At 33.5% G+C, this 22391-nt stretch carries 21 protein-coding genes and 1 pseudogene; 17 read left to right on the top strand and 5 right to left on the bottom strand.

All coding sequences use genetic code 11. The features are described 5' to 3' along the window. The 4 genes from H4O20_RS12535 (at position 1) to H4O20_RS12520 (ending at position 2553) form a co-directional block, all read left to right on the top strand. Positions 1–288: a DUF6804 family protein gene (locus H4O20_RS12535; RefSeq protein ID WP_185099464.1), complete on the top strand. Its 288-nt coding sequence runs from the start codon at positions 1–3 to the stop codon at positions 286–288. 364 nt (positions 289–652) lie between these two features. Next, entirely contained in the window at positions 653–1048 is a 396-nt protein-coding gene (locus H4O20_RS12530; RefSeq protein ID WP_260402684.1) for a transposase, read from the top strand. Then, a complete protein-coding gene (locus H4O20_RS12525; RefSeq protein ID WP_185099463.1) occupies positions 1048–1905 on the top strand; it encodes an IS3 family transposase in 858 nt (285 codons plus the stop codon). The genes H4O20_RS12530 and H4O20_RS12525 overlap by 1 nt, the downstream gene beginning before the upstream one ends. A 9-nt stretch (positions 1906–1914) precedes the next feature. Further along, the gene (locus tag H4O20_RS12520) at positions 1915–2553 is read left to right on the top strand and encodes an IS3 family transposase (RefSeq protein WP_368856698.1); all 639 of its coding nucleotides are present in this window, start codon (positions 1915–1917) and stop codon (positions 2551–2553) included. A 78-nt stretch (positions 2554–2631) separates the two neighbouring features. On the opposite strand, the gene H4O20_RS12515 is transcribed toward H4O20_RS12520, so the two are convergent. Beyond that, complete coding sequence (locus tag H4O20_RS12515; protein ID WP_185099474.1) at positions 2632–5229, bottom strand: DUF262 domain-containing protein; 2598 nt, start codon at positions 5227–5229, stop codon at positions 2632–2634. A 310-nt stretch (positions 5230–5539) separates the two neighbouring features. On the opposite strand from H4O20_RS12515, the gene H4O20_RS12510 reads away from it, so the two are divergent. From H4O20_RS12510 to H4O20_RS12485, 6 genes and pseudogenes are all read left to right on the top strand, one after another. Continuing rightward, entirely contained in the window at positions 5540–6001 is a 462-nt protein-coding gene (locus tag H4O20_RS12510) for a hypothetical protein (protein WP_185099461.1), read from the top strand. A 262-nt stretch (positions 6002–6263) separates the two neighbouring features. After that, the gene (locus H4O20_RS12505) at positions 6264–6566 is read left to right on the top strand and encodes a type II toxin-antitoxin system RelE/ParE family toxin (RefSeq protein WP_185099460.1); all 303 of its coding nucleotides are present in this window, start codon (positions 6264–6266) and stop codon (positions 6564–6566) included. A gap of 11 nt (positions 6567–6577) precedes the next feature. Continuing rightward, a pseudogene (locus tag H4O20_RS12500) lies at positions 6578–6880 on the top strand (HigA family addiction module antitoxin). Positions 6881–7169: 289 nt separating this feature from the next. Beyond that, the gene (locus H4O20_RS12495) at positions 7170–7436 is read left to right on the top strand and encodes a DUF4298 domain-containing protein (protein WP_185099459.1); all 267 of its coding nucleotides are present in this window, start codon (positions 7170–7172) and stop codon (positions 7434–7436) included. Between the two features lie 159 nt (positions 7437–7595). Further along, positions 7596–7991, top strand: coding sequence for an MFS transporter (locus H4O20_RS12490; RefSeq protein ID WP_260402683.1), 396 nt, complete (start codon positions 7596–7598; stop codon positions 7989–7991). Between the two features lie 45 nt (positions 7992–8036). After that, the gene (locus tag H4O20_RS12485) at positions 8037–9155 is read left to right on the top strand and encodes an oxygenase MpaB family protein (RefSeq protein WP_158319143.1); all 1119 of its coding nucleotides are present in this window, start codon (positions 8037–8039) and stop codon (positions 9153–9155) included. A gap of 447 nt (positions 9156–9602) precedes the next feature. On the opposite strand, the gene H4O20_RS12480 is transcribed toward H4O20_RS12485, so the two are convergent. Continuing rightward, positions 9603–10604 carry a T9SS type A sorting domain-containing protein gene (locus H4O20_RS12480; RefSeq protein WP_139856381.1) on the bottom strand — a complete coding sequence of 334 codons (1002 nt, stop codon included), beginning with the start codon at positions 10602–10604 and terminating at the stop codon, positions 9603–9605. Between the two features lie 480 nt (positions 10605–11084). Here H4O20_RS12480 and H4O20_RS12475 point away from each other — a divergent pair, with 480 nt between their 5' ends. From H4O20_RS12475 to H4O20_RS15185, 5 genes are all read left to right on the top strand, one after another. Then, a complete protein-coding gene (locus H4O20_RS12475; protein ID WP_185099457.1) occupies positions 11085–12299 on the top strand; it encodes an MFS transporter in 1215 nt (404 codons plus the stop codon). Positions 12300–12542: 243 nt separating this feature from the next. Next, positions 12543–13535 (top strand): hypothetical protein, encoded by a 993-nt coding sequence (locus H4O20_RS12470; protein WP_185099456.1) that lies wholly within the window; start codon positions 12543–12545, stop codon positions 13533–13535. A gap of 225 nt (positions 13536–13760) precedes the next feature. Continuing rightward, on the top strand, positions 13761–14195 hold the full coding sequence (locus H4O20_RS12465) for a hypothetical protein (RefSeq protein ID WP_139856384.1): 435 nt from the start codon (positions 13761–13763) through the stop codon (positions 14193–14195). 150 nt (positions 14196–14345) lie between these two features. Further along, a complete protein-coding gene (locus H4O20_RS15190; RefSeq protein ID WP_260402681.1) occupies positions 14346–14543 on the top strand; it encodes a phosphoethanolamine transferase domain-containing protein in 198 nt (65 codons plus the stop codon). Between the two features lie 3 nt (positions 14544–14546). Further along, positions 14547–14825: a hypothetical protein gene (locus H4O20_RS15185; RefSeq protein ID WP_260402680.1), complete on the top strand. Its 279-nt coding sequence runs from the start codon at positions 14547–14549 to the stop codon at positions 14823–14825. 345 nt (positions 14826–15170) lie between these two features. Here H4O20_RS15185 and H4O20_RS12455 read toward each other — a convergent pair whose 3' ends face one another. From H4O20_RS12455 to H4O20_RS12445, 3 genes are all read right to left on the bottom strand, one after another. Further along, positions 15171–16733 (bottom strand): T9SS type A sorting domain-containing protein, encoded by a 1563-nt coding sequence (locus H4O20_RS12455; RefSeq protein ID WP_185099455.1) that lies wholly within the window; start codon positions 16731–16733, stop codon positions 15171–15173. Between the two features lie 654 nt (positions 16734–17387). Continuing rightward, positions 17388–18776, bottom strand: a complete 1389-nt coding sequence (gene glmM / locus H4O20_RS12450; RefSeq protein WP_139856386.1) for a phosphoglucosamine mutase — start codon at positions 18774–18776, stop codon at positions 17388–17390. Further along, positions 18773–19843, bottom strand: a complete 1071-nt coding sequence (locus H4O20_RS12445) for an acyltransferase (protein ID WP_185099454.1) — start codon at positions 19841–19843, stop codon at positions 18773–18775. Before H4O20_RS12445 ends, glmM begins: the two co-directional genes overlap by 4 nt. Before the next feature lie 40 nt (positions 19844–19883). On the opposite strand from H4O20_RS12445, the gene H4O20_RS12440 reads away from it, so the two are divergent. Together H4O20_RS12440 and ggt are read left to right on the top strand one after the other, a co-directional pair. Then, positions 19884–20468: an ACP phosphodiesterase gene (locus H4O20_RS12440; RefSeq protein ID WP_185099453.1), complete on the top strand. Its 585-nt coding sequence runs from the start codon at positions 19884–19886 to the stop codon at positions 20466–20468. Then, positions 20465–22180 carry a gamma-glutamyltransferase gene (gene ggt, locus H4O20_RS12435; protein ID WP_185099452.1) on the top strand — a complete coding sequence of 572 codons (1716 nt, stop codon included), beginning with the start codon at positions 20465–20467 and terminating at the stop codon, positions 22178–22180. Before H4O20_RS12440 ends, ggt begins: the two co-directional genes overlap by 4 nt. Positions 22181–22391 lie beyond the last annotated feature (211 nt).

Below are 22391 nucleotides of genomic sequence, written 5' to 3'. Positions count from 1 at the left end.
ATGGAAAGCAAAACAATAAAAATAATTTTGGCGATATTATTCTTTCTATGTTTAATTGATATGCCCTATGGGTTTTATCAATTCGTCAGATTTCTTGCTTTAGTCGGTTTTGGTATCTTGGCATTACAAGCACATAAAGAAGATAAACAAACAGAAATGATTATATACATCGTATTGGCGATTTTATTTCAGCCTCTATTAAAAATAAGTTTAGGCAGGACTTTATGGAATATTATTGATGTTATTGTAGGAGTTGGTTTACTAATTTCTCTAAAAAAAAAGAAATAAGCAACGCCAGCAAGCACATATGCAATTACTCACGGGTTTATATTTCATTTTGGTGTTCGTGAACTTCGTTTCGCAGAAGTCAACACACAAACCAAAAATTGCAAAAGAGCTTGCTTCACTACCCAAATAAATATTGTTTTCCCTCTCTAAAAAAATAAAAATACAGTGAACCGTAAAAATAAAGATATAGCGTTGAATGATGGCCAGCCTGTAACATCGGTTTTGCAAGATAGCGGGCGAACGTCTTCGATTTAAACTTTTGTATTATATTTGAAATTTCTGCTTCGTTTCAAAGTTAGCGCTCAATACTTGCTACCTCGTAAAGCCGAGAACCGTTGCCACACATTTTGACCCGTCCTGAAATATGTATACACTAAAACAAATGTATATGTATAAAAATGACGGATATGTAAGACGTTACAGCGAAAGCTTTAAACTCAAAGTTCTTGATGAACTCTCCAAGGGTAATCACTCTAAAAGACAAGTAGGACTGCTCTATGGCATACAGCCAAGTACCATTAATGAATGGATTAAAAAGTACAATCGTAAAGATTTAATGAACACCCGTGTACTCGTGCAAACAGATGATGAACTTATCCGAATTAAAGCCCTGCAAAAAGAGCTTAAACAGCTTAAGGAACTTCTTATTAAGAAGGATCTAGATAAACTTATAGATGATAGTTACCTTACAGTGGCCGCTAAGAAATTAGGCTACAAAGATGCTTTAGAACTTAAAAAAAAACTAAACATCAAGCCCTAATGGAAACTATAGAAAACAATCCAATAGAAAGATCCTTCAGCATCCTTGCTATCTGCAAGGGATTTGACTTAACTCGTGATGCGTTTTATAAATACAAAAAACGCTATGTCAAGCGAATAAGAATAGAATACCAAGTGTTGAAAATAGTTCATAAAAGACGAAGAACCCTACCAAGAGAAGGTGCTAGAAAGCTAATGAGATCACTGAAAACTGACTTTGAACGACACAACATCAAGATTGGTAGAGACCAGTTATTGAGGATCCTCAGAGACAATGAGCTCTTGATACGGCGAAAAAAATATTCGTCCAGAACAACCAACTCGCATCATAGATTTTACAAATACAAAAACATCATAAAAGATGTTGTGATCAATAGATCTAACCAAGTGTGGGCTGCGGATATAACATACATCAGAACTATTAAGGGATTTTGCTACCTGGCACTCTTAACAGATATGTATTCGCGTAAAATAGTAGGGTTCGACCTGAGTGATAGTTTAGAACTTACCGGTTGTGTAAGGGCTTTAAAAAAGGCTATGTACCACAATAAGGGACTTACAAACCTAACGCACCACTCAGACAGAGGCATCCAATATTGCAGCAATGTCTACACAAAAGAACTAAAGCGGAAAAAAATAGCAATTAGTATGACCGAAGAAAATCATTGCTATGAAAACGCACTCGCAGAAAGAGTAAATGGAATCCTTAAAGATGAATTTTATCTCGACCAGACCTTTGCCAGCGTGGAAGAAGCAAAAAGAGCAACTAAAAATGCAATCAAATTATATAACTCTAAAAGATTACATTTATCTTTAAACTATAAAACACCTAATAACGTACACAAAAATGCAGCTTAATTTTAATCAATAACCTGTAGACGTATTTTAGGACGAGACACCTTGTTCAACATACTTAGAAAACACAATATGCTCACACTTAGAAAGAAATACAGCTCAAGAACAACAAACTCATTGCACAGGTTCTACAAGTACAAAAACATCATTAAAGATGTTGAAATAACTAGACCAAACCAAGTCTGGGTAAGCGATATCACCTACATTAGAACCATAAAAGATTTTTGTTACCTGGCACTCATTACAGACGCGTACAGCCGAAAAATTGTAGGATATGATATAAGTAACAGCCTGGAACTAAAAGGTTGCGAAAGAGCTTTAAACAAGGCGCTGTATCAAGCTAAAAACACTACTGGACTTATTCACCATTCCGACAGAGGTATACAATACTGCAGCAATGTTTACACTCAAATTTTAAAGAGAAACAACATCGATATTAGCATGACAGAAGAAAATCATTGCTACGAAAATGCCATGGCTGAGCGTGTAAACGGAATTCTAAAAGACGAGTTCTATCTAGATCAGACCTTTGATAGCCTACAACACGCAAAGAGAGCAACAAAAAATGCAATTAATTTATACAACGAAATAAGATTACATTTATCTTTAGACTATAAAACACCGAATATGGTATATTTAAAAACAGCGTAAATCTCCCGATAGTTATCGGGATTAACCTGTAGCCATATTTCAGGACAAGACATTTGAATGCAACAGGAAAAATAATTCTTAGCTCATTTTTGAACCTTTCTGACGGTTCTCTTTCTTATGCGCAATACCTAAATTTTCCATAATATCATCACCACCAATAGAAAGAGGCTCAATATGATCGACTTCTATTTCATCGCCCAAAAAAATTGGGGCATCACTTAAAGAACTCTTATTTCTTTGTGTTTTAATTAAATCTAATTTCTCTTCTTCATTTAGTTTAATTTTTCTTTTTGCTTTTTTATACTTTTTATGAAAAGAATTAACTTTATCTACATATTCCTTATATCCTAAATTATTTTCTTGTAATTCCTCAGGTATATTTTTTATAAAACTAATAATTTCAGTCACCTCTTTTTTAATAGCTAACCGATGAAATTTTACCATTTCAAAGTTTATCTTCTCTAGTAGAATCCACAAAAAATAAAAATCTTGTATTCTTCTTCTAAAGCCTTTACTTACATTGCCTCCACTAAAAACAAAATCTAGTTCATTTTTAAGAAATTCAGCTAAATCTTCTTTTTTGACATCCCTATCGATTAATACGAATTTAATTTTTTTAATATTATTTTTTACATCTTTAATTGAACGTTTAAACTTTTTTAATGCTTCTTCGTCTTCAGAAATATGAAGCATTAAAGAGCTTATTCGACCTTTAGTACTTATTCTTGAATTCATTCTATCAGTTTTCTGATAAACATCTATTGTCTTAGGAAATGATGACGAATCACGATAATATTCTATATAAGAAAGCGATGTTAAAAGTTCTTCATTTTCCATTCTGTCTCTATCATTAGCCTTCTTTATTTGTTTAATAAAAAACCACTCATCAATGGAGTTTTTCAATTGTCTAATTTCACCAATAATATCTACATTAGCCCAAGAATTCCACATTTCAAACGAATTTTCACGTATTGGATAAGGCTTATCGTTTAATCTTATGAATAAATCAACTGGGTCAAAGTATGGATTTTGTAGTGCATCGATTTCAACGACATAAATTTGAAAATCTAAAATTTTATTTCTTTCGTCTTCCGTTAAATCTGTATATGCACTTCCATTTAATTCTTTTAAAATTCTCAGTTTTCGTAGTTTAAATTTATGATTCTTGGATGACGCCAAATTGTTGTTCTCATCAAGGTAATCTTCACCAATAAAACCTAACAATGTAAGTAAACGTTGTTGTCCATCGATTACTTCATTTACCCCATCTGCTCTCTTAAACACAAAAATTGGAGGTAGTTTTATGCCTAATAAAATACTTTCAATGATTGCAGAAGCCTTATTAATATTTATTACTTCTTTTCTCTGATAAGATGGCCTAATCATATATCTTCTTCGCGTCATTACTCTCATAATGTCATCAATAGAATTATTTACTGGCTCTGGTTTTGATAAACGTAGAGATTCTAATTCGGCTAACCTTGTTGTACTTTCTTCAGGTTTACTAAATTCCTTAATCTTCTTCTTAGTTTTGTCATCAGCTGTTATATACTTATCAAATGAGATATTAAATTTTTCGGAGAGAAAGTCTGATGTACTGAGAAATCTTGACATAACTTCGGATGAAAAATTATAATCAACTAAAGTGTAATAGCTTATATTATCATTAATATGATTTGCAATTTCTGAAATGAACTCATTAGTATCTTTATAATCAATTTCTTCTAAATCCAAAATATTAAGTCCCCACAAAAAACATTCCAGCGCTAGCCGATTATTATCTAAGTCATTTTCCTTAGAATAATTTCTGACTTTATTAAGAAATTTTATTTTTTCAAAATATTTTTTTAGTACAGCTTGCTGATTTTCTATATTGGCATCGGAAAAATACTCGTAAAGTTTAGACAGAATATTTGTTCTACCAGTTCCTCTAACATAATAATTAATAGGATACAATGCTAAGACCAGTGATCTTCTTGTAAATGACATTATTTTCGCAGCTGGATAGTCTATAACTGGATTAACGGGTTGTTTAAAGAAATTTCTAAATACAAGTTCCTTATCTTTTAAATTATCCTTGTAATGTTGTTTAAAGAAGTTGGATAAGTCGTCATTGTCATAAATTGCATTATCAATTTCATCCTTTTTTAAAGGAGTAATTCCAGAGTTGTACCGAGAAAATATTTCTTTTTTAACTTTATCTTGAAGTAGAACATCTAAAGGAGGTGTATTAACCAATCGAAATTCTATTATTCTAATCTTAGCATCAGAAAAAACGTCTATTATATCTCGGTGTTTTTTACTTAAGCTATCCCAAGTAAGTCCTTTCAACTGCTTAAGAACGTTTAGACCTTTGTTCGTTAGTGAAAATTCACCATTCATAAACCTTAAAATAGTTTCATACCTTTGCCTTCCATCAATAACTTCTATTGAATCATTACTATTAAAGAAAATTAACGGTGGTATTTCCGTACCCATTAATATACTTTCAATAAAATATGTAGCCTTGTGAGAGTCCCAAACATAATTCCTTTGGTAGTATGGAGCGAAATCAATTTTACTTTTTGATCTAATGCTAAATAGGCTTTCAATAGATTTTGAATAAGTCTCAACTTTCATATGCTCTTTGAAAATCTTTTCAAACATTTCCTGTTTGTTCATCTCGTCTATATTCATAAAATTAAATTTTAGCTGGTTCACAAATAGTGATTATTTTGTAATCAAAACAAATCTAATAAAATCTATAAAGAGATTATTAAGAACTGTTAAAATAATTCTAAAGCCGTATATAATTTATTGCTAGTTCTAGCCTACTTAGAATCCCGATAGCTATCGGGAGCGGATTTTCCAATGCTAGTGATTGTTTGCAATTGTCCGTGACGAGACACGCCACAGCTCATATACGTAACGTTGTGTGCCATTCCCGTGATAGTAGCCATCGCAAAGAAACGGCTATTATTACTTTTAAATCGAAAATCTATATATAATGAGAGGAAGTTTAATAAAAATGCTGAATGATTGGTTGTCTAGAAAAATACCTGAAACCGAAATAGGTAATCCTACAGTTTTAATAAGTAGGTTATATAATGACGCAACAAATAACCCCGCTATAGAAATTAGAGCAGCATATAAAAAAGTGGAGAATGCGTCTAGGGGGGAAACTTTCTTGCCTGCAACCATTCAAAGCAGTGACAGTTTTCGTATAACAATGAGAATGATAGAAATAGCACTCGATAATGAACTGATAAAAATTAATTATCATGGCATGTCTATTTTAAATCGGGATGGATTTGTGCATCAAGCGGGTCTAGATGATGAATTGATTGTGAGAGAAATGAATATGTTCATTAATAATCTAAACAAGAAATTGAAAAAATTTCTGCCCTTTGCTCAAGTAGTTAATGAGTCTACCATATTGTTCCCGTACATAAGCGTAAGCCGAAAATAAACAAATGTGATTGTGAACGGTATAAAAGTAAAATCTGATCTTGACAGAATACTGAACGGCACACAACAGCGAATAAATGCAATTGCCAAATATATTCATGCCGGAAGTTCTTTTTCACGAATAATATTTATCATGGCCGAGAGAACTCAGTGCGCCTTGATTGGCAACTGACATATAGCCGCTAAACTTGTACACATTTGAAGAAAAATTCTGCAAACATTCAAAAATATACTCACCTTTGACGTAAGTAACGTAAAAAGATATGATATTATCCTTTGGTTCAAAAGAAACCGAACAAATTTGGGACGGAATCCGAGTTAAGAAAATGCCGATTGATATTCAAAACGTTGGACGGAGGAAATTAAGAACATTGAACAAATCGCAAGATATTTCCGATAAGAGAATTCCACCATCCAACCAACTGGAAAAACTGACCGGAAAATTAAGCAAATTTTACAGTATTCGAATTTATAAACAATGGCGGATTATTTTCATTTGGGATAAAGGAAACGCAAACGAAGTGCAAACCCGCCTGCCGGACGAGCAGGTAATTGATTATCATTAAAAAATATAAAAATGGAAAAGTTAGCAAATGTACATCCTGGACAAATCTTGAATTACGAATTTCTTGAGCCGTTGGAAATCACCGCATACCGACTTTCCAAAGACTTGAAAATACCTCAAACCAGAATTTCGTAAATTATTAAAGGAAACCGAAGAATTACGGCTGGCACAGCTTTACGATTAAGCAAATATTTTGGGAATTCTGCAAAATTCTGGCTCGGTCTTCAAAATGATTTTGATATCGAAGAAGAAAAAGAAAATAAAGAGAAAGAACTGAGCGAAATAAAGCAACACGTGGATAAAAACGTTCCCTAACAAGCTATAACCGCAATTTGCTTTGCCAGTTCGTTACACTCGTGTCGGCAGATTCGACTACCAATCGACTGCGCTCAGGGCAGGCTAGAATCTAATTGTAATTGCTTTAGTCTGTGTCAAACCGAAAATAATTGCTAATTTAACCTGTAGCCATATTTTAGGATAAGTCATTACCAAAAAAACCTGCGCATTCTATAACTTAACAAATTTAAAATCACAGATTTGTGAAATAAAAATAAAAATTAAAAAACATCTACCTATGAATAATATAATAGACCGTATTACAAAAATGGAAAACATATTAGACGAACTCACAATCGTCGTTGAAAAATCTGATAAAGCAATGAATGAACTTGCCGAATCTTTGGAAGATTTAGAGATATTAAAGAAATATTATGAATCTCAATATATGAAAGATGTTATGGCTGAGAAGAGGGGGGAGGTCCCTCAAGATCTTAAACGCGGCGTTTTAAGTGAAGATGCTGTTCATATGCTTCTAACCGATTTAGTTGAATTATCATTCAAAATGAAAAAATTGAGTAAAAAAATAAGATAATTTTAATGTCAAATTACCCCGCTACCGCACGAGTCCTCTCCTACAGTTCAATAAAAAGCCCAGCTACCCGACCTAAATACAGAAAGGCAATAGCGGATATCGAATAAAGAAAAAATAATAATTAAAATATTACTACATTAAAGCTTTAGAGACCACGCGATGCAATCGCCTAGGAACGGAGAAATAAAAAAGCAAATCCCATTCAAATCACTTTTTAGTCTTGCCTTCTTATTAATGGCCATTGGTTATTTTATAATGGCATTTAATAAAAGCTATTTTGGCATAATCTCAGGCTTAACCATTTCGAGTCTTGGAATTGGACTATTGCTTCCAAACGGCAATGTATGGCTCATAAAACATGTTCCTGTTTCAAATAGAGGAAAAATAATAGGCACCATGTCGTCTATGTTGTTTTTCTGTCAGTTTGTTTCCCCATTGATTATTGCATTGATAATTAGTCAATTTAATTTGACTTACGCATTTCATATCGCTTTTGGTTCAATGGCAGTATTAGCTATTATATTTTATTTAAGTAATTTTAAAAATCAAAAATAAGCCGTGTGTAATGGTTAAACGATAGTATAGAAAAACCGTATGACAATGAAGTTAAATAATACAAATGTGAATTTTTGGAAAGATGGCAATGGGAAAAATTTCATAGAATGGGCGGGAAAAGATGTGCCTACAAGTCAAAATAACTCAAATCTTTTCTATCAATATGATGAAGAAGTAGATGTTTTGGTTAAAAAGTGGATGAAAAATAACGATTTCAAAACCATTATGAAATCCTTACACAGTGGCACAGACGAAAATCTACCACAAGATTACCTCGATTTTAAGAAAAACTTAGAAAAAAAACCAGATTGGTTAGATGAAAAACTAATAAAAGTAGGTTCAGAATTATCTGAACGAAGCGGTTTAATAGGACTTTTGGTTTTAAGAAACTTTGCTCTGTTGGGCGGATATAATTTTGCAAACCTTACAAAACCTCTTGTTGCGACAGGCTCTTTGGATAAAGGTGCAGTTACCCGCCTTCATAATACTCTAAACTTTTGGGTGAATGTCTCAAGAACGGCAGCAGACTCCCAAAACAGGCGCCTCAATGCGTGTTTGAGCACGAGGTTGGTGCATAGTGCTTCTCGGTTAATGATTCAGGAAAAAATGCCGCACTGGGATCGGGAGAAGTATGGTATCGCCATCAATTATGCTGATATGGTAGCCACTAATATTGCCTTTACTGTTTACTATCTTTTTGGTCTGAAAAAGCTCAATTTTAAATATTCCCAAGAGGAAGAAAAAGGAATATTCCACTTGTGGAAATATGTAACCTATCTCTTGGGGGTACCTTTGGACATTATCCCAAATAATAAGGAGGAGGCTTTGGGTTTCTTTAAATTTTGGACACAGTATCAGAACGCTCCCGACGAAGATTCTATGATACTGACCAATTCACTTTTGGATGAGAATACGCCCATCAGTCTATTAAAACTGGATATCGTTAAGAGGAATATGGGCTATATCCACCGAAGCATCGCCAATTATCTTATTGATAAAGAGACTCGTAATAGCTTGAATATACCACCGGTTAGATTTAAAAACATAATCCCTAGAGCAATACAATTAAAAAATGAAATTCAATTTGACAGAGACCATCAAATTAAAACAGGGAACACGGAGCAATTAAGTGTTTTGGCAGATTATAAAAATAGCATTGCCTAACATCGTACTTGTAAAAATCTGGGTTATGGGGTAATTTAGAATTTAGTAATATTTAGTCACTTCTCCTTTTCCGTTGTGGTTAATTAAGAAGAAACCGATAAAATACTTTTAATCTGATGAAGAATGGAATATAATTTTTGAATTTGCAAACTACCTCTAGGCAAGCTCATTAAGAATTAAAAGAAAAAAACGAATTGATTTCGAGGCAAGTTTCGGAGCATTTAAATCGTGATTTTATATTTAAAATTAATAGGTGTAAAAATGACATTTTAAATTCCAGGTAGATAATCATATACACTTATTCATTCTTTAAATCATCTGATATGAAATTTAAATTTTCAACCTTAAAATGAAAATAAAAACCAAAGCGGGAATCCTTAAAAGAAAATCCCGCTTTTAAAAAATCTTAATCAGATACTAGTGACCTAAAATAGTATCGACTTACTGTTAATTCTTAATAATCTTGTAAGTACCAATTTGTCCGTTTACAGTAATTTTCATTAAATATATTCCAGCGACCAAGTTAGAAAGGTCTAGTTGTGCCGATGCTGTAGACATATTACTTTGTTCAAAAACCCTATTACCTAATACGGAGTAAATCTCTACGTTATTGATTTTTTCTACTGATAAAAGATCGATTTTATCATTTACTGGATTGGGAGAAAAAGTAAAATCCTCGATATTGTTGTCGTTAACACTTAACCCCTCACCTATTACATAGTAAAAAGCATCTGCAAGAAAGTTTGATACATTAAAAATTCCATCCCAGCTACATCCGGCAGGTTTTCTCATAAAAATACCGAGGTCAAGCCTGTTAGGTAAAGTTGTTGAAGCATAAGCAATTGGGTTGCCGGTAGCACTATCTAACAAACGTACTGCATCCGCTGTTACAAGAGGGTTTAAAGGAAATGCACCTGCATGATAATCGGAGAATTCTAGTTCACTTGCATGTGCTACAACAGGATGGTCAGCTTCGTATATTGTCCCAATACCATCACCACAAACTGTAAATAAAAAATCTAGAGGTTGATTTAATACAATATGCCATTCTCCTCCATTTTGCCATTCCCCTAGTAACTTCGAATTAAAAAGTGTACCATAATCATCCAAGGTATAAGAAGCAAGTATAACTCCTCCTCCAGAAGCAGCAAAGGCCGCCATATCATCACCGAGAGCTACAGCATCTGCAAAAGAAGAATTTCCTTGAATAAGAACTGCATCATAGGTCATTATTTGTGCTAATGATGGTTGATTTCCAATATTATCGCTAGCATTGTATGTGTCTACTATCTCGAAATGCCCTGTGGCAAATAAGTCAGTCGCAAGGTCTTCACATGCCTGCGCAGCATCAGGACCTGCTTCAGCATATATATAAGCAACTTTTGGCAGTTGGGCGCTAACCTTAAATGCAAAAAGCATAAATAAAAAAAAGAGTAAAGTATTTTTCATGATATTAATTTTTAGGGGTTAAAAAGGGTATTTCACAAAATTACATATACTAAAACCTTTCCATCTAATAAAACATCATATAATTATACTTTTAACTAATATCCAATAGACTTTTTGTTAAACTACTAACTTGACTATTATCTAAAGCCCTTCTTCATTGAATAGTGTTTATTGGGAATTAAATAAAACTATTGATCAAGGTGAGAAAATTGCTAACCATTATAAAAGAATTTAGCAGGGAAGAAAGGCTCATTCCAAATTACAAGAACGAATAGTGAATGAATAACGTACTACAATACCCTGTATAATTAATGGCTAGTTCTCACCTACTTACCAATCCCGATAACTAACGGCACATGGATTTTCACTTCTTATAGTTCACTTTGTTCATTTTTAAATGGTTTGTATTTCCTAAATTACTAGCTTAAAAAACGTAACAATCCAGATACAAACACGGAATTTATCAACAAAAAACTCTGAATGGAAAGAATTCGAATACAAAAACATTCCATAGAAACTTTGTACTACAGTATATCGTTGATTTTGGAAAGAGCATCTTACTATGGTTTAAGATTACTGATTATTATATATATGACTGGAGAAGTCCTAAAAATGAATAGTACAGAAGCGTTAAGCATTTATGGGTTGTTCACGGGTTCCCTTATGCTTTCAAAAATTATTGGAGCCATTCTTGGGGACCTGGTTATTGGAAATAAAAAAGCTTTGTTTATAGGAGGAATGATTCAGGCAATTGGGGCTTTTTGTCTTTGTATTCCATCAACATTAGGATTATATCTTGGGTTATTTTTGATAGTTATTGGCAACGGATTTTACACACCAAATATTATCTCAAATTTTGGGAAATCATATCTAAACAATAAGAAACAATTGGATTCGGGTTTTTCGATTTTTTATTTGGCAACAAATTTAGGGGCATTTCTTGGCACTTTATTAATTGGCTTAATAGGAGAAAAATACGGATATAATTATGCTTTTATAATCGGTGGCTTATTAATGTTATCCTCCTTAATTCCTATACTTAGAACCAAAGAAAAAGTTGTAGAAAAAGAATTTAAGCACGATTTAACTATTAAGAAAAGAATTTTAAATATTTCCATCGTTCTGATGGTAGTTGGACTTTTCTGGGCAATTTATGAAATCTCGTATTATAGGATTATAGACTTACAAGTTCAATTTAGAGATGTTATTACCATTGAAATATTTAAAAATGATTGGCACTCAATTAATTCCCTCCTCATTTTGCCAATAGGTATAATTGCAATAATAGGATGGACATATTTCTATACTTCGCAATTCTTCAAATTAATTTTGGGTTTTATTTTTGGTGCTATTTCACTTATTGTTTTAATGTCAATTCCAGACGTTTTTACTGAAAAACATATGGTCCTCTATTTGTTATCAATCCTTTTTATGGGCATTTCGGAAATCCATATTGCACCAATTCTTTATTCCACATTAACAAAGTATTCAAATCCAAAATATTTGGCAATTTTAATTAGCTTAGCCTTTATACCAACATCAATGTTAATTTTCAGTACTAGATTTTTTAATGACAGATTTTATGACAACCCAATTTTTGGATTAAAATTAGGAGTAACAATTATGATTATAGTTGCCATTGGTCTATTCGGATATATAGCCTGGAATAAAAAAACAGCTAAAACACTAAGTTAACTGATTTAGAGAAAATCAAACTTAAGATGTGTATAATTAATGGCTAGTTCTCACCTACTTACCAATCCCGATAGGTAACGGCACATGGTTTTATTTTCCACAGTGCACTTCACTCATGTCTATTTGTGATTTTTTTGTTAAATTGGTTATATCAACAAGCCACCAATCATACAAAGAACGGTTTAAGAAAGGTAAACAGATTTGGTCTAAAGCCAAGACTTTAACAAATCCAATCATCCAATAATGGCAAAAACAACAATATACGAGCTAAAAAAATCTAACCATATATACGATTTACTGCGTATTTTGAAGGATTCTGACAAGCCCGAAGATATTAAAGCCATGCATGAAATATGGGAGGAATGTGGTTTCTGGGCTAACTCAAAAAAGGAGGAAAATAAGTTTGTAGCTCCCTTTCAAGAAAATAGACGAAGTTTTGTTTTAACCGCTCCAGCCACTTGGGAAAAAGGTAAGTTTCCTCCGCCTGGTGATTATTCCTTTGCACTAGTTACTAAAAAAGGTCCAGGTATCAGAGAATCTTTTATTGAAACTACTGTGTTTTATTTTTACAAGGAAAACTACTTCTCATTATCAAAATATCATAGAGGTTATTTATTCACTTGTTTAGAAGAAAAAAAGAATTTGTGTTTATTTGACTATTCAGTTATTAAGGACAAGGAATCTCCTTATTATGAAAAGTCCTTGCGGATGCAAAAAAGAGAACGAGAAGTAAAGCAAGAATGTGTGAAATTTATTCCCGAATTGGCACATTACCTATGGCCGGACGAGCTAGATATTTCCGGTAGTTGGGAGGAAGAAAAACTTTCACATCCTAACTTCTTTAAAAAAACATTTGAAATGCTAAGCAGTGGATATTATTCCTATGTGGGTGCATGGACCTTTCCTTTTACACCTCTTGTGTGGGTGAATAATGAAGCTCAAATCACGAAAGAAATCACTTACACAGCCGTTGATTATAATCATCAATATAATTATGGCGTTATTAAAAAAGGAGAGTTTAATGAAGACATAGGTATATGGCTAAAGCAAGAAGAAAACTATATTAGTTTCAAAGTCAAATTCAGAGATGGGGAAACTTCTTTTACTAATTTTAAGGGTAAACTTTTTCCTGATTACATCGAGTTTTCTATTCCGTTTTATTTCAAATCCCCAAAAGAAAAAGCTTATTTAATTCGGCATTTTGATCAATATGGACTTCATATTACAAACTTATGAAGTTTAAAAGGCATACTCGATGTAGCAGATATTTCCCGATTTTAATTTTACAGATTTGAACAGATACGTATAAAATAACAAAACAGATTTTAATTTTACAAATAATGTTAAGTATTTAAATAACGGCAACTTAGAAAAATGAAAGGAATACAGAAATGCAAATAATATCCTTCAAATGCACCTTATTCTATACTTCGGCACTAATTAAAACTCAGGAATTTAGATATGAATGACCATTTAATACATAACCTAAAAATATCAATACTTTGGAGATTACTGGTCAATATTATAACAGTTGGCTTGATTATATATTTATTCAATACCGTTAAGCGAATTGAATGGTATACCTGGTTGATATTATTAATTTATCCGATGTACTTAACAATAAAGGAACAGAAAATATTACTTGAAATAGGTGTTAATGGAGATCAGATAAGCCTAATAAGTTATTCCATTTTAGGTGGTAGAAAAGAACTAAAACTAAAAACTAGTGAAATTATTGAATTGGATCACTTTAAAGGATTTGTCGTTAAGTATAAAAACTCTTTCGGAAAAAAAACAGAAACTTTTCAAATTAATGCTGAACCGTGGAATAATATTTACGGACAAATAAAAATTCTGAAATTAGCAGTTCAAGAATTGGAAAAAAGAAAATCATAAGACATTTATTAAAATTAGCTGGATAGAATATTTTAGGCTTTATCTGCGTTAGTTTAAGGTTTACAGCACCCATTTTCATTCGAAAATTCCTTACATTTAATTCTATATAAACTTAAGTGTTTTTATTTTAACCTTATTAGTTAATTGAATATGAAGATCGTTTTCAAAGAAGAACAAAAATTCACACAATGGTGGCTTTGGTTAATTTTAATCGGAATTGGAGTATTACCCATTATAGGGATTTATAAACAATTAATTATCGAGGAAAAATTTGGTGATAATCCTATGTCCGATTTAGGGCTCATTATTTTTTCTATTTTCATTTTTGGCTTAATTACTTTGTTTTGATTTATGCGACTAAAAACTATTATTGACCAAAATGAAATCCGAATGCGTTTCTTCCCCTTTGTCAAGAAAAAAGTAAATTGGAAAGATGTAAAAAGTGCTGAAGTAGTTAATTACGGATTTGTAGGTGGATGGGGCATCCGGCTTGGTACAAAATATGGAACTGTCTACAACATTAAAGGAAATAGAGGTTTAGCTATAGAACTTCTGAATGGAAAAAAATTTCTAACCGGAACGCAGAAAGAAACAGAACTTAGAGAAATATTAGCGAAAATCAAGAAATAATTTAATGTGAATAAATGATATTAGAATCTAAGGCTCTAATTTAAATTCAAAATCCTGTAGAATAGGTTTTCGAAGGAATGGTTAATGCCTAGGTGCATCAACATCATCAAAATTACAAATACATATTTCTATTTATCCTCCTTCATAATGATAATAGCAAATCGAGTCCATAAGTAACCGTAGTGCTTAGACTTTTCATGGCTTTTAAGTACAGGTTTAGTATTCATCTGAAAACAGCAAAATAATACTAAATAGCACTTCTAGATATTATTCGGTTAAAGTGAAACTTCCACGCGGCAGACAAATAACAAAATTCTAAATACAACAAGTAGAGAGTACGATGCCTTATTTAGAAACCATCACTTTCTTTGTGCTGCTTCCAGCTTCTGAATGAATAGTTACGAGATACATACCTGCTGAAAAATCTCGCGTGCTAACAGAAACTGAGTGGTTCCGCACTTCGGACGAATAAATTTTCTTTCCATCTAGGGCTGTTATTTCAATTCGGTATATTAGAGCTTCTGAATTAATGAAAAAGAAACCATATGCAGGATTGGGATATATAGAAAACTCCAATTTAGAGTGATCTAACTTCCCTAACGAATTACAACGACGAAATATATCGAATCCTTCACCTTCTATAGACATCACATCTGTTAAACTCGCTCCCCCTTTGGTTACAACTCCTCCCGAACGTCTCGCAACACCAGGTATATCGTCATAAGAATAAACTGGAATTAAAGATTCGCAAGTAAGAAGAGATGGTGTTTGCTTTACATAAAAAACCCGATCCCCCCACTCGTTATATCTAGCATTTTTAGTTCCAACAGTAATAAGGCCCCCATCATCGGTTGGCGCTGAGGCGAAGGCTGCAAATTTCTCTTGCCCAAAATATTGATTTCCTTGTACAAAGTCGCCATTTACATTAGATTCTACCATTAAAAAACTCACTCCTCCTGACGCAACTCCACTAGCAACCAAATTGCCATTACCGATTAAGTCAATATCGTGAAAGCCTGAATAATGAGTTTGATTAACGTACTTATTGCTCCATTCTAAATTTCCATAGGCATCCAATTTCACAATATAACCATTTGGATATAGTCTCCCTGCAACGGCATATCCATCTCCAGGAATAGCAACTACGCCATAAGCTTTACTCCATTGAAAAGGGGTAATTAGCGTAGACCATTCAAGATTTCCTAAAGAATCTAACTTAACAATATAACTATCGGCTGAACCTTGATTTACATCAAAAGAGTCTGTTTCTCCAGCTATTATATAGCCTCCTTGTCCATCTAAGGTGGTATCAACTGCATGTGCTATATCATTTCCAAGCCCACCAATACTATTACTCCACTCAACCTCTCCCTCACTGTCCAACTTAACGATATATACATTTTTACCTTCACCTACTATTTGAGTAGAACCAACTATAACAAACCCATCATCTTCGGTTGCTTTAATTGCATTACCTTCTTGATTTCCTTCTATTTCACTCAAATTTTTCGACCATTCAATTTCTCCAGCGGAACTTAACTTCAACAGATAAATAGATTTTTTTTCAGTGAATTTAGCCTCCGAAGTTCCAGCAATGATAAACCCTCCATCTGGTGTAAGCTCTACAGAATTTCCCCACACCTTTCCTTCTATCTTAACGGTCTTAGACCATTTTGGTTCGAGACTGTCTGAAATTCTAAGAATATAAACTTCATCTTTGTTTTCAGGAATTCTCATCGTGTTACTTCCTACCATAATGTAACCGTCATTCGGCACAGTTTTAACTGCCTTAGCTCCATAATTTCCACTAGTCTGTTCCCCTTGATATACCCCACTGATATATTGTGCATGGGTGTTTTCTACAAGAGCAATAAAAAAGATAAAAAGGAATATAGCAGTAAATTTCATAATAGATACAAATTGGTTGTATCTACAAATATTGAAATTTAACATAACCTGAAGAAATAAATTAAAAGAAACTTACCCCTCAACATTTTCTGACAAGGGCTGATTTTAAAATTGGAATAGGGAGGGCATATAGTAAATCCTTAGAAGAAATTTTTAATGAAATTGTTAAGCCAGAGGTAATAAGTAAGTACCTTATTTCAGAAAATAGTAGTAGGTTAGAATTAGGAAAAGAGATAATATGGAAGATTCCTGAATGTGATGGTTATTATCCTATATAGGGAGTCAAGATTGAAAATAGTCAAACTATTTCGTATGTATTGGCTCCGGAACCGGTGGTGATTACTACACTAAAAAATTATCAAGACAATAGCACAATTGTTAGAATAAACGAAAAAGGTAAAGAGCTAAAAGAAAAATACCTGAAATGGACTTTAGAAAACTCGGGAGGCTAAGAAAACACTTAAAAAAAGCACTTGGCAAACAATATGAAACCTATCAAAAAGAATTGCCTACGCTTATTCCATTCACAAAGAAATAAACTTAAAATGCTCGATTCATCTTGATTAAGAATCTTCTTTATATTGAATTGAGGGAATTAAATTCATAAAAAAATGGCCCCAACTGGGGCCATTAATATTTAATCTATGATGTTTACTAAATATTAGCTATTGCTTTAATTTCAGCAATAATCTTATCGGCTAAGCTATCTGCTTCTTCTTGCGATTTGGCTTCGGTATATATTCTAATAATAGGCTCTGTATTGGATTTACGTAAGTGTACCCAATTTTCAGGGAAATCAATTTTAACTCCATCTATGGTATTGATATCTTCTGATGCATACTTGGCTTCCATAGCTTTTAAAATTGCATCTACATCCAATGTTGGAGTAAGCTCAATTTTCTTCTTACTCATAAAATATGAGGTGTATGTTTTACGAAGTTCGCTAACAGCCATTTTTTGTTCCGCCAAATGACTTAAGAATAAAGCTACTCCTACCAAGCTATCACGACCGTAATGCAATTCTGGATAAATTATTCCACCATTACCTTCACCGCCAATTACAGCCTTGGTTTCTTTCATCATTTCAACCACATTCACCTCCCCAACTGCACTAGCCGTATAAGTTCCGTTGTGTTTTTCGGTAACATCGCGTAAGGCTCTAGACGAAGACATATTGCTAACAGTGTTTCCTGGTGTATGTTTTAAAACATAATCAGCAACAGCTACCAAAGTGTATTCTTCCCCAAACATTTCACCTTTTTCATCAACAAAAGCTAAACGATCTACATCTGGATCTACTACAATTCCGAAATCGGCATTTTCATCTACTACCATTTTCATCAAATCGCCCAAATGCTCTTTTAAAGGCTCTGGGTTGTGAGGAAATTGACCGTTTGGAGTACAATACAATTTTACTGGCTCTACTCCTAAAGCTTCTAATAATAACGGTATCGCTATTCCTCCTGTTGAATTAACACCATCAACCACTACTTTAAACTTACAAGCTTTAATAGCATCGACATTTACTAGAGGTAAATCTAAAATTTCATCGATGTGTAAATCTATATAGGCATCGTTTTTATGAATTTCGCCTAAGTCATCAACTTCTGCAAATTCTATATTTCCTCCTTCAGCAATATCAAGAATTTCTTGTCCCGCTGCAGCATTTAAAAACTCACCTTTATTGTTCAATAATTTAAGAGCATTCCATTGCTTTGGATTGTGGCTAGCTGTAAGTATAATTCCACCGTCGGCGTGTTCCATCATTACGGCCATTTCAACTGTAGGAGTGGTAGAAAGATCTAGGTCTATTACCGTTATACCCATCCCTACTAAGGTGTTCATAACCAATTGCTGAATCATTTCACCAGAAATCCTGGCATCACGACCCACCACTACTCTATGTGTTTCTTTGTTGCGTTGTTTCTTTACCCAACTACCGTATGCAGCTGCGTATTTTACAGCATCGATTGGAGTTAAGTTTTCACTCTGTAGGCCGCCAATTGTTCCGCGTATACCTGATATAGATTTAATTAAAGTCATTTTCTAAATTTATTTTTCAATTTTAAAAAGTAAAGCTCAAAGTAAGTATACGATATATGAGCTATTAAAATAGTTCCTGCGAAGGTAAGCAGGAGCATCAAAAATACGGTTAATTTTTTATTAAGGTTTTGAAGGATTTCTAGTTCTAAAAACAAAAATACAACAGCGTTTAGAATTATGGCGTGATACATATATATTCCGTACGAAATACTTCCAAAATGATTAATTATTTTATTATTCATTTCCACTCCGCGATTGTTGAATGCCAAGGTATGTACAAAGAATCCGAACAACAAACAGGTTATTAAAGAACGAAGCCACAAAGGTTCAAACATAAATATATCGGTGAAATAAAACAGCAATGTTGCCAAACAAACTAGCAGGGGAAAAAATTTTCTACGTTTAAAAACCTCTAACATTTTCTTTTCTTCAAGTATAGCAATTACTCCACCTGTGAAAAGGTAGAAAAACACAAAAGTATAATCGCGAAGTACTTCAAAAACATTTGACCAGTATAGAATGAAATACCCAAGCAGCAAAGCACTTAGAACTGGCAAAATCCATTTGGTTTTAATAAAAAACAGTAAAGGGGCTATGAATAAATAAAACTGTTCTTCAATCCCAATTGACCATAGAATTTCAATAATTCCACCGGGTTCGTAAACTTTTGCGAATACATTCGGTAGAAAGAATATATTATATAATAGAGCTTCCTTCCACGTATATTTTATCTCAAAAGAAATATTTAAATAGGGTAAAATCACATTGTAAAAGAAAAATCCAAAACCTAAAACTAGATAATACAATGGAAATATTCGCAGAATTCTTTTAATGTAAAAGTCTCTAATAGAGAATGTACCCCGAATTTTGGCGCGGTAAATAATTCTAATGATTAAAAACCCGCTAAGTACAAAAAACATATAAACGGCCTCCAAACCACGATGAAATATAGGAAGCCCATCAAAATAAGGAAGTCCCTGGTTAGCGGAAAGTTGAGGCAAGTGAAACAGCAACACAAGGGATGCTAGAAAAAACCGCAACGGGTCTAAATTGGGTAACCTCTTCAATTTTCAGTATTTACAGATCAAAAATACATATATTTATTGAATGAATTTTTTAGCACATATATATCTCTCCGGAGATGACGACGAAATTACAATTGGCAATTTTATTGCAGATGGCATAAAAGGAAAGCGTTACCTTAAATACCCACCTAAAATTGCAAAAGGTATTTTATTGCATCGCGAGATCGATTCCTTTACCGATTCTCACCCCACTGTTCATAAAAGCACCAAGAGACTTCACAAAAACTACAGCCATTATAGTGGTGTAATTGTAGATATACTTTACGACCATTATCTTGCAAAAAATTGGAAAAAATATTCCGATCAACCTTTGGATGAATATGTTGAAGAATTTTATGAGTTGCTTCGTAATAACTTCACCATACTTCCCGCTAGAATTCAGCGAATGATGCCGTATATGATAGCTGATAACTGGTTGCTGAGCTACGCCACTGTTGAAGGTATAGGAAAAATACTAGCCCAAATGAATGTACGCACTAAAGGAATTGCAAAAATGAACTTAGCAGTAGTGGAACTCGAAGAATATTACGAAGAATTTGAATCTGAATTTACCTCATTTTTTGATGAATTAATAATACATTCTAACCAAAAACTTATCGAATTATGAAACATTACTCATTAATTTTAATTGTTTTATTACTATTTGCCTGCAAAGAAAAAGTTACCACCCAAAACAGCTACGAAAAACCAAAAACCGAAAGCAAAGAAGCTGTAGTAGCTGATAGTGCAATGGTAGTTTCAGCTAGAGAAGAAGCTTCTCGCATTGGCACAGAAATCCTAAAAATGGGCGGAAATGCTTTTGATGCTATGATTGCTACCGAAATGGCATTAGCTGTTTGTTTCCCCTATGCTGGTAATTTAGGTGGCGGTGGCTTTATGGTTTACCGCAGCGAATACGGTGAAATAGGGTCTTTAGACTATCGTGAAAAAGCTCCTATTGCCGCTACAAAAAACATGTATTTAGACGAAGAAGGAAACTTTATACCCGAAAAAAGCTCTGTTGGAGCGCTTGCTGTGGGCGTGCCTGGTACAGTAGCAGGAATGTTTGCAGTACACGAAAAGTTGGGAAGTTTACCGATGGAAGTAATTTTAAAACCTGTTATCGACCTTGCTAAAAACGGATATATTATTACCGAACAACAGGCAGAAAGGTTGGAACATTACAAAACCATATTTGAAGAAGTTAGCGGTGAAAAAAATCTTTTTACTGAAACATATAAGAAAGGTGACACACTTAAAAACGCAGCTTTAGCAAACACCTTAACGTTAATTGCGCAAAATGGACGTTCTGAGTTTTATGAAGGAGAAACAGCTAAAAAATTAGTTTCCTTTTTAAATGAAAAAGGAGGAATTATAACGCTAGAAGATCTGGCAGCCTACGAATCACAGTGGCGTGAGCCAATTGTTTTTAACTATAAAGATTTAAAAGTGATTTCGATGGCACCTCCATCCAGCGGTGGAATTTGTTTATCACAAATTTTAAAAATGGTTGAACCCTTTCCACTTTCTAACTATGGGCACAACAGTGCAAAATACATTCAGGTGCTAGCTGAAGCCGAACGTCGTGCGTATGCCGACAGAAGTTTTTACCTTGGAGATCCCGACTTTGTAGAAATTCCAACAGATTCACTTCTCAATGACGCCTATTTATCACAGCGAATGCAAAGTTTTTCTTTTGATGCTGCTACGCCTTCTTCAGAAGTAAAACCAGGAGTAATTATGGGGTATGAAAGTACAGAAACCACACATTATTCTATTGTAGACTCCTTTGGAAATGCAGTTTCGGCTACTACAACATTAAATTCAGCTTATGGTTCTAAACTTTATGCTAGTGAACTAGGCTTTTTCCTAAACAATGAAATGGACGATTTTAGTGCAAAACCAGGAGCACCTAATGTGTACGGACTCGTAGGAGGCGAAGCTAATGCTATAGCCCCTCAAAAACGAATGTTAAGCTCTATGACACCAACAATTGTTGAAAAAAATGGTGAACTATTTATGGTAGTTGGTACGCCTGGAGGTTCTACAATTATCACTTCGGTAGCACAAACAATTTTAAATGTTTATGAGTTTAATATGAATATGCAAGAAGCCGTTGATGCCCCTCGTTTCCATCATCAATGGTTACCAGATGCTGTTAGATATGAATTTGAAAGATTCCCTAGTGAAATCATTGAGGAGTTAAAACAAAAAGGATATCCTGAAAACCTCGAAACTGATCCAATTATTGGAAAAGTTGATGCAATTTTAAGATTAGAAAACGGCAAATTACAAGGCGGTGCAGACCACCGTGGAGATGATGCAGCGATTGGGTTTTAAATTATGAGTTATTTGTTAATGGTGAATAGCGAATTAGCCGCATCTATTATTTAAATAGTCTGTTTTCCAGAGGCTTTAAACATCCATTGTTACCATTGACCGCTTTAATTACTTTTAAAACACTGAGTTTCTTTATTAGGTTTTAATTTAAATTGATAACGCAAAAAGTCTTGACTCTTGTTTCCTTTTTAATCCTGCTTCTAAGATGGTT

It is taken from the genome of Aequorivita sp. 609 (genome assembly GCF_014212065.1).
Classification (GTDB): domain Bacteria; phylum Bacteroidota; class Bacteroidia; order Flavobacteriales; family Flavobacteriaceae; genus Aequorivita; species Aequorivita sinensis.
This window is presented reverse-complemented; position numbering and strand designations above follow the sequence as displayed.

Excerpts from the sequence above, each read along its gene's own strand:
- H4O20_RS12490 (WP_260402683.1), top strand. The coding sequence starts at position 7,596 with ATGCAATCGCCTAGGAACGGAGAAATAAAAAAGCAAATCCCATTCAAA.
- H4O20_RS15185 (WP_260402680.1), top strand. The coding sequence starts at position 14,547 with ATGCGACTAAAAACTATTATTGACCAAAATGAAATCCGAATGCGTTTC.
- H4O20_RS12535 (WP_185099464.1), top strand. The coding sequence starts at position 1 with ATGGAAAGCAAAACAATAAAAATAATTTTGGCGATATTATTCTTTCTA.
- H4O20_RS12455 (WP_185099455.1), bottom strand. The coding sequence starts at position 16,733 with ATGAAATTTACTGCTATATTCCTTTTTATCTTTTTTATTGCTCTTGTA.
- H4O20_RS12530 (WP_260402684.1), top strand. The coding sequence starts at position 653 with ATGTATACACTAAAACAAATGTATATGTATAAAAATGACGGATATGTA.
- H4O20_RS12485 (WP_158319143.1), top strand. The coding sequence starts at position 8,037 with ATGAAGTTAAATAATACAAATGTGAATTTTTGGAAAGATGGCAATGGG.
- H4O20_RS12470 (WP_185099456.1), top strand. The coding sequence starts at position 12,543 with ATGGCAAAAACAACAATATACGAGCTAAAAAAATCTAACCATATATAC.
- H4O20_RS12515 (WP_185099474.1), bottom strand. The coding sequence starts at position 5,229 with ATGAATATAGACGAGATGAACAAACAGGAAATGTTTGAAAAGATTTTC.
- H4O20_RS12465 (WP_139856384.1), top strand. The coding sequence starts at position 13,761 with ATGAATGACCATTTAATACATAACCTAAAAATATCAATACTTTGGAGA.
- H4O20_RS12475 (WP_185099457.1), top strand. The coding sequence starts at position 11,085 with ATGGAAAGAATTCGAATACAAAAACATTCCATAGAAACTTTGTACTAC.
- H4O20_RS12440 (WP_185099453.1), top strand. The coding sequence starts at position 19,884 with ATGAATTTTTTAGCACATATATATCTCTCCGGAGATGACGACGAAATT.
- H4O20_RS15190 (WP_260402681.1), top strand. The coding sequence starts at position 14,346 with ATGAAGATCGTTTTCAAAGAAGAACAAAAATTCACACAATGGTGGCTT.
- H4O20_RS12525 (WP_185099463.1), top strand. The coding sequence starts at position 1,048 with ATGGAAACTATAGAAAACAATCCAATAGAAAGATCCTTCAGCATCCTT.
- H4O20_RS12510 (WP_185099461.1), top strand. The coding sequence starts at position 5,540 with ATGAGAGGAAGTTTAATAAAAATGCTGAATGATTGGTTGTCTAGAAAA.
- glmM (WP_139856386.1), bottom strand. The coding sequence starts at position 18,776 with ATGACTTTAATTAAATCTATATCAGGTATACGCGGAACAATTGGCGGC.
- H4O20_RS12480 (WP_139856381.1), bottom strand. The coding sequence starts at position 10,604 with ATGAAAAATACTTTACTCTTTTTTTTATTTATGCTTTTTGCATTTAAG.
- H4O20_RS12495 (WP_185099459.1), top strand. The coding sequence starts at position 7,170 with ATGGAAAACATATTAGACGAACTCACAATCGTCGTTGAAAAATCTGAT.
- H4O20_RS12505 (WP_185099460.1), top strand. The coding sequence starts at position 6,264 with ATGATATTATCCTTTGGTTCAAAAGAAACCGAACAAATTTGGGACGGA.
- ggt (WP_185099452.1), top strand. The coding sequence starts at position 20,465 with ATGAAACATTACTCATTAATTTTAATTGTTTTATTACTATTTGCCTGC.